At 39.0% G+C, this 15527-nt stretch carries 14 protein-coding genes; 8 read left to right on the forward strand and 6 right to left on the reverse strand.

Features of this window, described 5'->3' with window-relative positions; all coding sequences use genetic code 11:
• Positions 1-22: 22 nt before the first annotated feature.
• Complete coding sequence (locus tag FC32_RS01250) at positions 23-406, reverse strand: VOC family protein (RefSeq protein ID WP_025087271.1); 384 nt, start codon at positions 404-406, stop codon at positions 23-25.
• A gap of 11 nt (positions 407-417) precedes the next feature.
• Positions 418-1731: an MATE family efflux transporter gene (locus tag FC32_RS01255; RefSeq protein WP_025087272.1), complete on the reverse strand. Its 1314-nt coding sequence runs from the start codon at positions 1729-1731 to the stop codon at positions 418-420.
• A gap of 274 nt (positions 1732-2005) precedes the next feature.
• On the opposite strand from FC32_RS01255, the gene FC32_RS01260 reads away from it, so the two are divergent.
• The 3 genes from FC32_RS01260 (at position 2006) to FC32_RS01270 (ending at position 3704) form a co-directional block, all read left to right on the forward strand.
• The gene (locus FC32_RS01260) at positions 2006-2878 is read left to right on the forward strand and encodes an ROK family protein (RefSeq protein ID WP_056957207.1); all 873 of its coding nucleotides are present in this window, start codon (positions 2006-2008) and stop codon (positions 2876-2878) included.
• Positions 2879-2976: 98 nt separating this feature from the next.
• The gene (locus tag FC32_RS01265; protein ID WP_035459858.1) at positions 2977-3333 is read left to right on the forward strand and encodes a FluC/FEX family fluoride channel; all 357 of its coding nucleotides are present in this window, start codon (positions 2977-2979) and stop codon (positions 3331-3333) included.
• Positions 3333-3704: a fluoride efflux transporter FluC gene (locus FC32_RS01270; RefSeq protein WP_025087274.1), complete on the forward strand. Its 372-nt coding sequence runs from the start codon at positions 3333-3335 to the stop codon at positions 3702-3704. The genes FC32_RS01265 and FC32_RS01270 overlap by 1 nt, the downstream gene beginning before the upstream one ends.
• Positions 3705-3738: 34 nt before the next feature.
• On the opposite strand, the gene FC32_RS01275 is transcribed toward FC32_RS01270, so the two are convergent.
• Positions 3739-5187, reverse strand: coding sequence for a helix-turn-helix domain-containing protein (locus FC32_RS01275; RefSeq protein WP_025087275.1), 1449 nt, complete (start codon positions 5185-5187; stop codon positions 3739-3741).
• A 600-nt stretch (positions 5188-5787) separates the two neighbouring features.
• Here FC32_RS01275 and bsh point away from each other — a divergent pair.
• Entirely contained in the window at positions 5788-6762 is a 975-nt protein-coding gene (gene bsh, locus FC32_RS01280) for a choloylglycine hydrolase (RefSeq protein ID WP_025087276.1), read from the forward strand.
• Between the two features lie 102 nt (positions 6763-6864).
• Here the strand turns inward: bsh and FC32_RS01285 are convergent, their stop codons facing one another.
• A complete protein-coding gene (locus FC32_RS01285; protein WP_025087277.1) occupies positions 6865-9273 on the reverse strand; it encodes a Xaa-Pro dipeptidyl-peptidase in 2409 nt (802 codons plus the stop codon).
• A 171-nt stretch (positions 9274-9444) separates the two neighbouring features.
• Between FC32_RS01285 and FC32_RS01290 the strand changes: the two genes are divergently transcribed.
• Together FC32_RS01290 and FC32_RS01295 are read left to right on the forward strand one after the other, a co-directional pair.
• Complete coding sequence (locus tag FC32_RS01290) at positions 9445-11064, forward strand: peptide ABC transporter substrate-binding protein (protein WP_025087278.1); 1620 nt, start codon at positions 9445-9447, stop codon at positions 11062-11064.
• A 238-nt stretch (positions 11065-11302) separates the two neighbouring features.
• Positions 11303-12481, forward strand: coding sequence for a cation:proton antiporter (locus FC32_RS01295; RefSeq protein ID WP_025087279.1), 1179 nt, complete (start codon positions 11303-11305; stop codon positions 12479-12481).
• 117 nt (positions 12482-12598) lie between these two features.
• On the opposite strand, the gene FC32_RS01300 is transcribed toward FC32_RS01295, so the two are convergent.
• Together FC32_RS01300 and FC32_RS10755 are read right to left on the reverse strand one after the other, a co-directional pair.
• Positions 12599-13993, reverse strand: a complete 1395-nt coding sequence (locus FC32_RS01300) for an amino acid permease (protein ID WP_025087280.1) — start codon at positions 13991-13993, stop codon at positions 12599-12601.
• A 168-nt stretch (positions 13994-14161) separates the two neighbouring features.
• The gene (locus FC32_RS10755) at positions 14162-14329 is read right to left on the reverse strand and encodes a hypothetical protein (protein WP_167330257.1); all 168 of its coding nucleotides are present in this window, start codon (positions 14327-14329) and stop codon (positions 14162-14164) included.
• 129 nt (positions 14330-14458) lie between these two features.
• Between FC32_RS10755 and FC32_RS01305 the strand changes: the two genes are divergently transcribed.
• Positions 14459-15025: a guanylate kinase gene (locus tag FC32_RS01305; protein ID WP_025087281.1), complete on the forward strand. Its 567-nt coding sequence runs from the start codon at positions 14459-14461 to the stop codon at positions 15023-15025.
• A 55-nt stretch (positions 15026-15080) separates the two neighbouring features.
• Complete coding sequence (locus FC32_RS01310) at positions 15081-15512, forward strand: Fur family transcriptional regulator (RefSeq protein ID WP_025087282.1); 432 nt, start codon at positions 15081-15083, stop codon at positions 15510-15512.
• The last annotated feature ends 15 nt before the right edge of the window (positions 15513-15527 follow it).

Genomic DNA, 15527 nt, shown 5'->3' on the forward strand with positions numbered 1-15527 from the left:
GGGAGCTAACTCCTATTTAGTCTTAATAAACGGCGATTTCGATCAAATTACCGTCGGGATCATTGACATAAAGTGAAGTCATTTTGCCGTTTGCGCCAATTTTTTCAACCGGGCCAGCGATGATCTCAACAAAGTAACTCTTGAGATGATTTTTTACATCATCAAGTTTATCCCCTGTTACGAGACAAAAATCAGCACTAGCACTCGTTGGTTCTTTAGCCTTTAACGGTGTGTTGCGAGTCGCTAGTTGTAATTTTAAGAGTTGATGACCACAGCGCAAAGTAGTCACAAACTCATCGCTTTGATCTTCTAAGACTGGTAAATCAAAGACTTCATGGTAAAAACGAACTGCACGTTGTAAGTCAGCGACAGTCACAACGATGTGATCTAAACGTTTGATTTTCAAGGAAAACACCTCTAATTTTTATTTTTTAATGCACTGGTGAGGAAATAAAAGCCTAAGGCACAAACACAAGCTTCCGTGAAGGGAACACTGAGCCAAACACCATTTACGCCAAAGAATTTAGCAAAGATCAAAACTGCAGCGATTAAGATAAAGTAGCCCCGTAAAAGTGAGAGTACAAATGCCATTTTAGCTCGTTCGATCGCAGCTAAAGATAACATGATCACGAGATTTTGGCTCGCAAAAAAGACGCTCAAAAAATAAAGAGGCAAGCCATTGACTGCAATTTGTGCTAATTTAGCTGAATGATCATGGTTAAAGACACTAACGATCGGTGTTTTGAAGACAACTAAGATGAAGTACAACAAACATGCTAAGCCAAATGCAACTTGGATCCCCAGTTTCATGGCGGTCTTAACATTTTCCCAGTTACGCTTTCCATATTCTCGGCTAGCGATCGGTTGTACCCCTAATGCGATCCCGTTTGAAAGTGCTAAAACAACGATCGCAATGTTAGCGATCACTCCATAAGCAGCCACAGCATAGTTACCGCTTAGTTTTAATAAGACCCAGTTAAAAACAAAGATGCTGACCCCAGTACTCATTTCGGTCAAAAAAGAAGGGATCCCTAGGCTAGCTGCTTTTAACAAAGTTTTAGGCTCAGGAAAGGCAAACTTCAATTTTAGCTGGCGTTGTTTATTTTTACGATGAAAAGTTAAGACCGTCAAACTCGTTAACGGTGAAAAGAGGGTGGCGATCGCAGCGCCTAACATGTGTAAGTTAAAGACAAAGATCAATAGCCAGTCTAAAAAGACTACCACTAAGGTCGCACTTAAAGTCGCGATCATCGTCAATTGCGGATTTCCATCGTTACGAATAAAGTTAACGCAGACGTAGTTACACATAAAAAGTGGTGCACCCAAAGCAATGATGCGAAAATAACCGAGTGCGACTGCCATAGTTTGCCCTTCGGCGCCTAAAATGGTCAAGATCTGTGTAGGAAACAAATTGAGTAAGATCGCAAAACCACAGCCTAAAAGAATGCAAAAAAGCAATAATTTGCCAAAGAGCGTCTCAACTTTTTTAGGATCTTTTAGCTTGTTGATCGAATAGATCGTTGAACCACCGATCCCAAATAATAACCCGAGAGAATTAAAAAAGTTAAAGACCGGTAGCGAAATATTTAGCGCGGCTAAGCCAAATGTGCCCCCAGCGGCAGCGATAAAGACCGTATCGACCAAGATATAAAGTGATAAGCCCGATGATGCAAAAATATTGCGGATGATGTATTGCCCGACTTCGTGTCGGATCGCAGAACGTGATTGCAAAAAATTACCTCCCAAAAGAAACGCTCCTCTATCATAGTGATCGCCTGTCAGAACGTTTAAGATGTTATTTTTTGCAAAACCCGGCGATTTTGCAGCCCTTATTTCATTTTTCAACGTTTTGAGTTTACCAAAATATTTTTAAAAATGCTAGTCCACTTAAATTTCTGCTAAACGTTTAACATATTTTTATTTTACCCCTTTTCAAAGCGCTTACTTTACGGTAAGATATAGATACGAAAACGATTTCTATATTTATTGATCGGAGTGATATTTAGTGAGTAAATTATATGGTGCGATCGAAGCAGGAGGTACAAAATTTGTTTGTGCCGTAGCTGATGAAGATTTAAATATTTTAGAACGAGTATCGATCAAAACAACGGTACCAGCAGAAACAATGGCAGAAGTGTTTGCCTTTTTTGAAAAACACCAAGTTGAAGCGATCGGAATTGCTTCTTTTGGCCCGATCGATGTTAACCGTAACTCAAAAACTTATGGCTATATCACAAATACCCCTAAACCAGATTGGAAAAACTATGATTTCTTAGGCGAAATGAAAAAACGTTTTGCAGTTCCTTATGCTTGGACCACTGACGTAAATGGTGCTGCTTATGGTGAATTGAAACGTGGCGCTGCTAGTGGCAAGGACAGTTGTGTTTATTTGACTGTTGGAACTGGGATCGGTGGCGGTGTCGTGATCAATGGCAAAGTGATCGAAGGCTATGGTCACCCTGAGATCGGTCATATCGTGATGCGTCGTCATCCAAAAGATCACTATGAAGGGCATTGTCCGTTCCACAAAGATTGTTTGGAAGGTCTTGCGGCTGGTCCAGCGATCGAAGCTCGTCAAGGTGGGATCAAGGCTTATGACATTCCAAAAGATGATCAGGCTTGGGAAATCGTGGCTTACTATTTAGCCCAAGCATGTGTTGATCTTACTTTGACGCTTTCACCAGAAAAAATCATTTTTGGTGGCGGTGTTTCCAAACAAGCGCAACTTTTCCCAATGATCCGCGAATCATTTGCTAAACAATTAAATGATTATGTGCAAACTCCACCATTAGAAGATTATATTGTCCATGTCGATCTCGGTGATGATGCCGGGATCACCGGTTGCTTACTTTTAGCGAAAGAAGCAGTCGCTAAATAATGAAAAAAGCTGTCTGTTAAACGCAGGCAGCTTTTTTACATCTAGACGGCTAAAAACAATAAGCGTATCCTAGTAAGAGTTTGAGGTAGGTGAAATAAATGCTTATTTTAATTATTTTATGTGGCTTAGGAGCTTTTTTAGGTGGCATTTTACGCAATTTTTTAGCTCGGCTTAATGGAAATTTTGCGCTGGGAACATTGAGTGCAAATTTGTTAGGTACCTTTATTTTAGGTTGGGCCACGACCACGATCTTGTTACATGATTCGGGGCAACAACTAACAGCCTTTTTAAGTCTAGGTTTTTGTGGTGGCTTAACGACTTTTTCGACTTTTGCCTTTGAAGTCGTCACATCCTGGCAAAAAGCAGCGTATAAAACAGCAGTTTGGTATGTGCTAATAAGTTTTTTAGGCGGTTTATTGTGTGCGTATTTAGGTATGTTAGGTGGCAAATTTTGATGAAGAAATTAGCTGAGCCGCTGGGAGTCGGCTGTGGTTGCATGTTAGGCGCGTTGGTGCGCTATACTTGTGTGAGTTTTTTGGCTTCGTTTTTATTAGCTGAAATAATAATTTTAGTAGTCAATCTTAGTGGTTGTTTTTTATTTGGCATCTTTAAAGCAGCTTTTAGCACTAATAAAGTACGCCAAAAATTTTTAACGACCGGTTTTTGTGGCGGTTTGACGACATTTTCGACGCTGATGCTAGGTTCTACCACGCTTTTTTTACAACAACGAATCTTTTGGGGGGTAGCTTATCTAGTGTTAACGTTACTTTTAGGGATCTGTGCAGTCTATTTTGGTAAAAAACTAGGGCAAATAAAAAGAAGCTAAGTTAAAAACCTGGCTTCTCAGAACGTAGACATTTTTATTTTAACAACAATGATTGGAAGGACTCGCCTTCGATCTGAGCTACTACATGCTCGAGACGTGTGATGTTGTCTTTAATGGTAAGATCATCCAACAAAAGAATGGGGGGCTTATCAGCAATAGAAACGTTAAAGTCAAAGTCTGAAACGATCAAATCATAATGTTTTTCCTCAGTATAATCACTCACGTCAATGTTATGACCTTTATTTAAAAGCGTTTTTAACTCGGCAATATAAGCGTGTCGCGAAGAGATCGTCAGTTGCGAAACGACTCCGATCTTGATTTGATAACGCTTTTGATTTTTATACGGACAGATGATCAATTTCAAATTTTCGCGGATCGCAGCTTGTTTATCTGGTGATAGTTTAAAGTTTTGGACCAGTGGAATATGTAAGATCTCATCAATAACTTTTTCTTCAAAGGGTTGGATCGAACTTTTCTGCGATTCTAAACTCAAAAGGTCATCGGTATAGTAATACCCATCTAGTAATAAAAATTTATTGATAGTGTAGTAAAGACTTTGTTGCAGTTCGAAAAAATCATCGCTGAAATTATAAGAATTTGTCAGGATCGTGGTGATCTGCGTCAAAAGTTGTTGGGTGTTTGTTTGACTTAGCCCGGAGTTTATTTCGGTCACGGGATAATTTAAAATGCTGTGAGTATTTAAGAAGATAAAAGTCAAATAGCTACAATAATCACTAACATTTCGCTCTAAAAAGGGCCAATTTTGTCTAAAATAATCGCATAAGGCACGGTAAAGTGCAGTTTCTTTCACCTTTGCCCATAATTTCGTTGAGGTTACTTGAGCTAAATGGTGGGGCAAAAGTTCGTGCTTAAAGCTCAATAAGGTGAGCCATAAGCTGATTTGATTAGTTTGGATGATATTTAGTTTTGAGCCTAGTCTTTTGGCTGCAAATTCTTTAAATCCGTGATCAGAAATCATTAGTTGATCTTTGATAATGCCGTTACTATAATTGCTCCAGTAAAAATAAAAATAAAAATATTGAAGTCCCGAGCCCCTTAGCATGCCTTGCTTGATCTCAAGTGAAAATTCGGCTAAAAACTTGTTGCATTCACTAATCAAGGTATTAGTAGAAGAAAGACTAATATTGAGTAGATCTGCGATTTCCTCACGCGACAAACGTGAATACTTAAAATAGATATCTAGCAACTGAAAACGTAAAGACGAGGTCAGGATCTGATGGTTTAAAGTAGTGATCGGTTGGCTACTGTAGGGAAGATTTAAAATGACTTCATGCCGTGTAGTTGTAAGGATCTGAGAATCAAAAGAATTAATATGTTCCGTTAATTGGTTTAAAGTTGGTGAAGTTATCTTTAAAACACTACATAACTTTGATTTAGAGGCATGATTATTATGTAAATGTAGTAGCAGTAATAATGAGTATAACTGCAATTTTTTGTGGTCGAAAAGCTGTTCTTTGTGCATAAAATGGCCTCCAGCATCAATAATTTTAGGTAATTACTCGTAAAAATAGACAAATAAATTATATATAGCTCCAAGGAAATATGCAAGGTAACAAAAATAAGTTAACCATAACTGTTAAAATATAGATTATAGAAACATAATTTTATATTTATAATTAAATGGTTATTATTTTGATAATTAAACCAATTTTTTTTAACAACTCAGATAATTTATCGTTTTTTTTACTAAAACAAGCGGTCAAAAGGGGGAAAAAGTGCGAGATAATGCGAGAAAAAATGAAATATTTTAACTTTTTTACCACAAAATAAACTTGATATATTAGGCAACACAAGAAATTTTGAGAGGAATTAAAAATTTTAAAGTTCTAACGACTATTTTAGGAGGTAAATTAGATATGTAAACACAAATATACTGTTAGAAAAGTTGTATGTGTGACCATATGATAGTATCCTCAATTATCAACTAATGGTTAAAAAGATGATTTAAAAATAGACATTGTGCTACTATGATGTAGTAGTTCATTTTTTTAACAAATTGCTCAAAAGCAATTATACATAATGATTAGGTTTTATAACCTATGGATAGAAATAAGCGATAAATATGTGTACAGCAGTTTCGTTCAAGACCAAAGATCACTACTTTGGACGCAATTTTGATTTTGATTTTTCATATAGCGAACAGGCCGTAATAACACCACGTGAATTCGAATTTAAATTACGTGAACTCTCAGCTTTGAAAAAGCATTATGCTTTAGTTGGGATTGCCGCTATTTTCGATGATGTACCACTATATTATGATGCCGTGAATGAATATGGCTTAGGCATGGCTGGTTTAAACTTCGAAGGTAATGCTGTATTTAACGAAATTGATCCTAACATGGATAACGTAGCACCATACGAATTTATCCCATATATTTTAGGACAATGTAAGACTGTAGCAGAAGCGCGTGTCTTGTTAGAAAAAGTCAATTTAGTTAATCTTGCTTTTAGTGATAATTTGCCAGTTGCATCCCTACATTGGATCATTGCTGATAAAGACGAATCGATCGTAGTTGAACCTTTAGCTGATGGTTTAAAGATTTATGATGATCCAGTGGGAGTTTTGACCAATAATCCAACCTTTGATCGTCAATTGTTCAACTTGAACAACTACCGTGGGTTATCCGCTAAGACGCCAGAAAATACTTTTGACCCTAATGCTGATCTAGATGTCTATAGCCGTGGGATGGGGACATTAGGTCTTCCTGGTGACTTAACATCAAGTTCACGTTTTGTCAAAGCAACCTTTACGCGCGCACATTCTGTGTGTGATGACGATGAAAACTCTAGTGTGAGCCAATTTTTCCATATTTTAGGTTCAGTAGCACAACAAAAAGGTTGCTGTGATGTCGGTAATGATGAATATGAATACACGATCTATAGCAACTGCTACAATACCGAAACTGGTGTAATGTATTACCGCACATACTATAACAGTCAATTAACAGCATTAGATCTTCGGAAAGCTGATTTAGATTCAGATAAATATGTCGCATTTCCATTGATCGAAACACAACAGATCAATCATTTAAACTAAAAATATAATTCAAAATGAGTCGCAAGTGGACAACTACGTTCACTTGCGACTCATTTTGGTTATATTAAATTAAGTTGTTTTAGTGGACAGCAAAAAACCTTTTCAGTGCAGTGGTAATTCAAGATGGCAATCGGCTAGTTCGAGCGTATAGGTGATATCTTCATTTCCGCGCAAGGTTGCTGTCATGTCAGTGGCGTAGATGATCAATCCTAACTGACGCCCTTTAGGTAAACGATAAAAAGTTGGTTGCAGTGGAATCTCAACTTCATAGAACTCGTCAGCAACTAAGTCATTGTTTTGCCAAAGATTTGTCCGATTTTGCAAGTTACGGTGCCCTTTACTGATCAATTTATGCTTGGTTTTTGGCGCTAATTTAAATTCGACTAGATCATTTTGGCGCCAATCATAGCCAAGCGCGATTGCTTTAGGCGAAAGTAATACAGGTTTTTGGGTAAGACGTTTAGCTTCACCAAAATCAACGAGCATCGCACTTAAAAGGCCGTGATCCACCGAACTAGCAACTTTAACGGTCAATTTTGGTGTTCCACTGAGCAATAATTCTTCGGTCAATTCAGGAGTCTTAAAAAGCAATCGTGTCTCGCTAAGTGGCGTTTGTTTTTCCCTGACGATATCTTGTTTCCAAGCCGTCAAATCACTTTGATACATTTCAAATTCTGCTTCACTTAGTTGATCATGGAAAGATACTTGTCCAACAGTAGGTGTTGCTAAAAGTTCCCCGGCCGTAGTTGGATATAAGGTTTGTTTTTTTGGACCTTTCCAAGTAGTGTATTTCGTCCAAGTTGCCGGGGTAACGTTATCTTGGACTAAAACATCAGGTAAGATTTCAGCTGCGTCATTTTGAACGTCATAAAGCTTATAAGAGAGCCATAAGTTCATCATATCGGTAAAGTCTAGTGACTGGAAGTTATTGATATAGATGTGTTCTCCTTGATGCAAGATCAGTTTATGTTTGAGCGGTAATTGAGCAAGTTTTTCTTGAAGTTGGTAGACGTTACGCGGTTTAACGTTCCAATCATTTAGCCCGTGGACCATGACCACGTCACAGGTGATGTTTTGGACGTTATTCAAATAATTACGTTCATCCCAAAATTGGTTATAATTCCCCGTTTTACGATCTTGGCCGGCAGTGATCTGCGCTAAAGCTTCTTGCCATTTATCCGCGATCTTAATAAATTCTCCGGCATTTTTGCGCCGACTAAAGCATTCTTCGGCTAAAATATCTGCATCTTCGCCGACAAAACCATCGGGAGAGACCACTAAGCCACCATCACGGTAGTAGTCGTACCAACTTGAGATCGCAGCTTCAGAAATGATAGTCTCTAACCCCTTGACGCCAGTTGTGGCTGCTGCGGTAGCGAGTGTTCCTAAATATGATTTCCCAGTCATGGCAACTTTTTTATTGCACCACCAAGCTCGCACTTCGATGTTGTCAGTCTTATTGGTAAAGGCACGTCTTTCACCATTCAACCATTCAATGACTGCGGTAGTCGAAGCAGTTTCTGCCGTTGAGCCACAAGTCCGAAAACCGTCAGAATCAAGGGTGCCGATTCCCGCTGCGTAAACAACGGCAAAGCCTCGTGCTAAAAAGTAGTCATTTAAGCTATAAGATTTTTCACAGCTAAAAGTTTCTTCTGCTCGTGTCGAACGCCCTTGAACGGTGCGACGCTCAGCCTCCAAAGATTCACTTGCATGATATTTGATCTCATCATAGGTCGTATTTGTTGGTGTTTTGTGCGTTAATTTAACGTTAGCCGGATGCATGAGTTTATCGGCTAGAGCTTCGTTAATTCCTTGGTTATAAGGACTTGCCGTGTAAAGTACCGGGACTTTGAGTCCGTGCTCGGTATCACGGGGACGAATGATCTCAGCTTTTAAAAGATCAAGCTGACCGTCGCCATCTGTATCTAAATCAGATTCAATGTAGACGACTTCCCTGATCAAGGTGCGCGTGTCAAAGATCGGTTGCGCTTTACCGTTGAAAAAGAGGGGCTTTTTGATCGCTGGGAGGTCAAAAAAGCGGGTGAAATACCCTTGAGCAGCTAACTGATCTAGCAAGGTCTGCCCATTTTTAGTGAAGGTACACAAAAGGTCATACCAAGCACCGATCAGTTGCATCCGCTCATCCAAACTGGAGGCGTGATAAAGCCCGAGACGTTCCATTTCAGCGACAGGCTTAGCCACAGCAAAATCAACTTCTGGTTCAAAGCCTAAAAGTTGTAATGCTACTAAGTAAAAGGAATCTAAATCAACCGTTTCATGCGCACTATATTCCAAAATATTTTGCGTCGGTGAAGCTAGTAGTGTTTTAAATTTTGCTTCTTTAGTCGGAAATGTTTTTAAGTGTGGTAAAGCAAGGCCGATAAATTGTAACCAGATGTGATTTAAGTCAGGATCGTTTTGTGCGTCACAGTTTAAAAAGCCGATCTGATGGAGTTCGTGCGCTTTTTGCTCTGGTGTTAGTTGCAGGTGCGCAAATTGGTTGATTTTCATGCTTTGATAGCCCCCTGTAGAGTTGATGAGAACATTATAGCTGTTTGTTTGGAGAAATACCAGTCGCAAAATTACGCATTATTTGTAAGTAAAAATTATTGCCAAGAAAGAAAAAATAGGGCACAATATAGTAAGCGATTACTATATACTAATTGAGGGGAGAATGACAACATGAAAAGTAAAAAATTAGCTATGTTATTTGGGGTCGTTTTTTTAAGCTTAGTGCTTGTTGGTTGTAGCAATAATTCAAAATCTCAAAATTCAACAAGTCAAACTTTCAAAGTTGCCACAAGCGATCAGATCGCTACGTTAAATACCGCTAAGTATAGCGACATGATCAGTTTGGAAGCGATGGATAATGCCTTTGAAGGGTTATATCGCTTTGATAGCAACGGCAAACCAGTTTTGGCAGGGGCTAAGAGCGTAACGAAAAACGACGCAAGCGATGTTTATACGTTTAAACTTCGGACCAATGCTAAGTGGTCAAATGGTGATGCAGTAACTGCTAAAGACTATGTCTATGCATGGCAAAACTTGATCGATCCAACTACAGCATCACCAAATTCACAACGGTTAGATCCAATCAAAAATGCTCAAGCAATCCGCAAAGGTGAAATGTCACCTGATCAATTAGGGGTCAAAGCAATTGATGATTATACCTTAGAAGTCGATTTGGAAGCACCGATCAGCTATTTAGATGAATTATTGACCGGGGCGCCATTTTTCCCTAAAAATGAAAAAGCGGTCGCTAAATATGGGGATAAGTACGGGACAACTTCGGCCAAGACCGTCTATAACGGACCATATGTTGTGACTGGTTGGACTGGGACAAATGATACGTGGAGTTATGTAAAAAATACTAAATATTGGGATAAGGCAAACGTCAAGCTCAAGCGAGCAGATGTCAAAGTTGTTAAGGATACTTCAACAGCGGGTAAGTTATTCCAAACGGGTAAGATCGATTATACGATCTTAGGCAATGAATTTGCCAAACAATACGCTAATACAACGGGGTATCACAGCAAGAAGATTCCGTTGATCGGGTATCTAGGCTTTAATACGCAACGCTCGGTGACAGGAAATGTTCACGCGCGTAAAGCGACCGCGCAAGCTTTTGACAAGAAATCTTTAGTCAAAAATGTGTTAAATGCTGGTACACCACTAAATGGGATCGTGCCAACTGACTTTGCCTATAATTCGGAAACGAAAAAAGAATATCGTAGCCAAGCTGGTAATATGATCACTTATAATAAAAAGGCAGCTCAAACAGAATGGGCAAAAGCCAAAGAAGAATTAGGTAAGGATAACTTGACTTTGGAATTACTGACATCAGATACCAATGAGGCTAAGCAAGTGGGGGCCTTTTTACAAAGCCAGTTAGAACAAAACTTACCAGGCTTGAAAGTCACGGTTCGTTCGATTCCATTAAAATCACGCTTAGCAGCGACAACCGCTTATAACTACGATATTGTTTACGGAACTTGGCAAGCTGATTATGCTGATCCGGTCAACTTTATCAGCGATGGTGGTCAATACCATTTAAACACTGATTATAAGAGCGAAGAATTTTGGAACGATTTAAATAAGGCAGCTACCGAATACGCGACTGATCCAACCAAACGCTGGGAGACTTTGATCAATGCTGAAACTCATTTGATCAAAGACGATGCGTATACTGCCCCAGTTTACCAAGGATCAATGACATACTTGTTAAATACACGCGTTAAAGGGTTAACGATCTCACCATACGGAACAGTGCTCTTTTATCGTGATGTTGAATTGAATAGCTAAAATAGACGTTTAAAAAGCTTGCAGGGAAATTTTGTCCTGCAAGCTTTTTTAGTGATCAGCTAAAATAACCCAGGAAATTTTTAATGTTTCCTAAAAAAGGTTAATTCCTAATTGTTGTATAAGTATTATAGTAGCCTAGCCTTTAATTTTTAGTTATAATTATTCTTATTGAGACAAGTCTTAAACTGCATCTTAAGACGGTTTAGGGGGTACAGAATAGAAAGGAAGCAATTCTAAAATGGAATATTTAGGAATTTTGTGTCTAGTGTTGTTTGCGACAGCATTAGCAGGTCATTTGAGCCGGCGAATTGGGATGCCGGCGGTTATTGGCCAGTTACTAGTCGGGATCATCTTAGGACCGGCTGTTTTAGGATGGGTCACAGAAAATGAATTTGTCACTACTTTTTCCGAGATCGGTGTTATTTTATTGATGTTTATGGCAGGACTTGAAAGTGATCTTGAATTATTGAAAAAGTATTTCAAACCATCAATGTCTGTGGCAGTCTGTGGGATCGTCGTTCCGGTTGCCTTGGTTTATATTTTAGGTAGATTTTTTAACTTTACTAATGAACAAGCAATCTTCTTAGGGGTGACTTTTGCGGCAACCTCGGTCAGCATCTCGGTCGAAGTATTAAAAGAATTACGGCGTTTAGATTCTAAGGAAGGGACTACGATCTTAGGCGCAGCTGTGATCGATGATATTTTAGCGGTGCTTATTTTAAGTGTGCTAGTCAGCATCTTTAGTGATGTGGCTGCAAGTGAAGGTGGGCACGTTCAAACTAACTTAGCATTAGGAATCACCTTACAAGTCCTTTACTTTGTTGGGATCTATGTGGTCTTTAAGTGGGTCACCCCAACATTGATGCGTTTGGGTGAAAAGATGACCGTTTCTGCTTCAGTTATTTTAATGTCATTAGTGATCTGCTTAGGCATGGCATATTTAGCAGAATTAGTCGGCTTAAGTGGCGTTGTGGGCTCATTTTTCGCTGGTGTAGCAGTGGCACAAACAAGCTACAAGCGTGAAGTAGAAGAAAGTGTTGAACCAATTGGTTATGCAGTCTTTATTCCGATGTTTTTTGTCAGCATCGGATTACAAATGACCTTTGAAGGCTTCTGGTCAGATATTGGCTTTATCGTACTCTTGACGATCTTAGCACTCTTGACCAAGTGGATCGGCTGTGGTGCTGGGGCAAAGGCTTTAGGTATGGACTGGCATTCAGCTGATATCATTGGTGCCGGCATGGTCTCACGTGGTGAAATGGCGTTGATCATTGCTCAAGTTGGTTATGGTGCCAAACTCTTAACGAGTGACTACTATTCAAGTGTGATCATTGTAATCATTTTAACCACGATCATTGCACCGTTTATGCTTAAACAAGCAATCGTTCGGCAAAATAAAACATTGAAAAAAGCGTAATAAGCTTAAAATAGCTGCTCAAATTTTGTTTTGGCAAAATTGAGCAGCTATTTTTTGGTGAATAGATAAAAATGCGCCCGTCAAAAGTTTGATTTGACAGGCGCATTTTTGTCAGCGTTATTTTTCGCTTATTTTACTGTGTTTGATTCCATAACTAAAGTAGATGATCATGCCTAAGATAAACCAGATAAAGGCAGCAGCCCATGTTTCAAGGGAAAGTTGGGCAAGCATTACAACACATAAGAGCGCTGAAATGATCGGTAAGACCGGATAAAATGGAACTTTAAAGCCACCTTTATTCGGGATATCTTTGCGTTTACGCAATGGAATGACCCCAAGGGAAACGAACATAAATGCTAGTAATGTTCCGATATTAACCAAGTTAGTCAATTGGTTCAAGGAGAAAAGTCCGCCGGTAGCAGCGATGATCACGGTTACGACTAACATACTTTTTTCTGGAGTCTTAGTCTTTTCATTGATCTGACCTAAGAATTTTGGTAATAAGCCGTCACGTCCGATCGAATAGATCAACCGGGATGAACTATAGACCATCGTGACCATCATGGTAAACATTCCCGCTAACGCACTAACCGAGATGATCCCAGCGACCCAGTTTTGATTTACGGCATAAAGTGCAAATGAAACTGGGTCAGCCACGTTTAACTTAGTATAAGAAACCATCCCAGTTAAAACGATCGAGACAAGAATATAAAGTAACGTACAGATCGCTAACGTGCCGATGATTCCACGTGGCATATTTTTAGCAGGATTTTTAACTTCCGCCGCAGATGAAGCAACCACGTCAAAGCCAAGATAGGCAAAGAAAACTTGAGCTGCCCCTACCAAAATACCTTTTGAACCAAAAGGCATAAATGGATTCCAGTTAGCTGGTTTAACGTAAAAAGCACCAACTAACAAGAATAAAATAATAATTGCAATTTTAACGACCACCACGATCGAATTGATCGTCATTGATGTTCTAAGTCCACGTGATAAGACATAAGCGATAAATAAAACGATCAAAACTGCGGGCAAGTTGAGATAAGTTCCGTTAGCTGGATCAAAAGGACCGGTCAATGCTTTTGGTAAAGCTAAGCCAAATCCTTTTAATAATGATGCAAAATAAGCCGAAAAACCAGTTGAAACAGCGGCAACGGCGAGCATATACTCTAAGATCAATGCCCAACCTAAAAACCAACCAACGATTTCGCCAAAAACAACGTTACCAAAAGAATAAGCACTCCCGGCGATCGGAAGCGCCGAAGAAAATTCGGCGTAACACATCGCTGCGGTCGAACAGACCAAAGCAGCGATAATAAATGAAATGGAAATCGCAGGTCCACTGTGAAGAGCTGCGACAGTTCCTGGTAAAATAAAGATCCCAGTCCCGATCACGGCCCCGATCCCCATCGAGATCAAGTCGCGAGCGGTGAGAGTCTTGCTAAATTTGCCGTCTTCTGCTAAATAGCGAGACAGACTTTCTTTTTTGAAGATGCGCTCTTTGATTCCCATAATAAGGTACCTCTTTGCTTGTTATTAATTAGTATATAATACTTGGAATAACATTAAATGTCAATTAGTGTTTGCTAACAACTAAAAAAGTTTTAACTATAAAAAAAGGAACCGCAACAATTGCGGCTCCTCAAAGATACTATCAAATTATTTACGATGATTTTTTAGTTAACGTCGAATTGATGTATCGAGTTTTGATAATTCAGATAAAGCATCTTGAATCGTCACGCCCGTTGCTTCAAATTCAGGGTTATCATTTGAGCGGGCACTAAAAAGTTGGCTTTTCGTGTCAAGTGAGATCGAATAATTGGTTTTTGAAAATTCGCCAAATTCCATAGAAATTGCCCTCCATTAAGTATAAAATTATTTGCGACAAGGTTTATCTTGTCAACGCTTCCAATTTTATAATGAATAAAAATTTTTTGCAAGAAATAAGCATGGAATTATATTGATGAGGTTATTATGATGGAAAGATTAAAAGGTAAATTATTAATATTGTGTGGTGTACCCGGTAGCGGTAAGACGACTTTACAGAATTATTTACTAGCAAACCACGGTTTCACGAAAGTCATCACCCATACTACACGTCCGAAACGAGTAGGTGAAATTAATGGAATCGATTATTATTTTGAAGATAAAACGAGTTTTTTCACTAAAAATTATTTGGAATCCGTCAGTTATGCGGGCAATTACTATGGCTCATCATATGAAGGCTTAAAACAAGCCTTACAAGCTAAGGGCCGGGCGGTGATCGTGTTAGATACGAAAGGAGCAGCTACCTATGTGGCAAAGCTAGCTCCTGAAAATGTGGTCGTTGTCTTTGTTAAAATTCCCCGGGAAATACAAGCTAAACGCCTGCAAAAACGAGGAGATTCTCCCAGTCAGATCAAACAACGACTAGCTAGCCAAGAAGCTAAACGCGATCAAAAATTGCCAAAAGCATTAGAAAACCAGGCTTATGAACTAGAAAATCTTGATTTATCAAAGACTTACCAAAAACTTTCGGCATTTGTTACTGCCACCTTTGAATGATCCATGGTAAAATGAAGGTTAAATAGTAATAGTTATTGTTTAGGAGGGAGAAAAAGTGATCGAAGAAGCCGTGCGACTTTTACAGAGTCATCATTATCGGATCACCAAGCAACGGCGGAGTTTGTTGGAATATTTATCAGAATTTAAAGAGCAATATGTAAGTATTACCCAAGTGACTGAGCATATGAAAACACTGTATCCTGGAATGAGTTTTAACACGGTTTATCGCAATCTGAAAGATTTTAGTGAAATCGGGATCATTGAGACTAAAAATAAACCGACAGGGGCTTGTGTAAAATATCAATGTGACTTTGGTAATTTGCATCACCACCATTTTATCTGTCAAAATTGTGGACGAGTCATGGAAGTTGAAATGTGTCCGTTGACTATGTTTCAAAATCAACTTGCGGGGTGTGAGATCAAGGGCCATCGCTTTGAATTATATGGCTTGTGCGCAAGTTGTAATCAGAAGCTTAAGAAAATTTAGCAAAGTTTTAAGGGG

The organism is Ligilactobacillus apodemi DSM 16634 = JCM 16172, assembly GCF_001434405.1.
Taxonomy (GTDB): domain Bacteria; phylum Bacillota; class Bacilli; order Lactobacillales; family Lactobacillaceae; genus Ligilactobacillus; species Ligilactobacillus apodemi.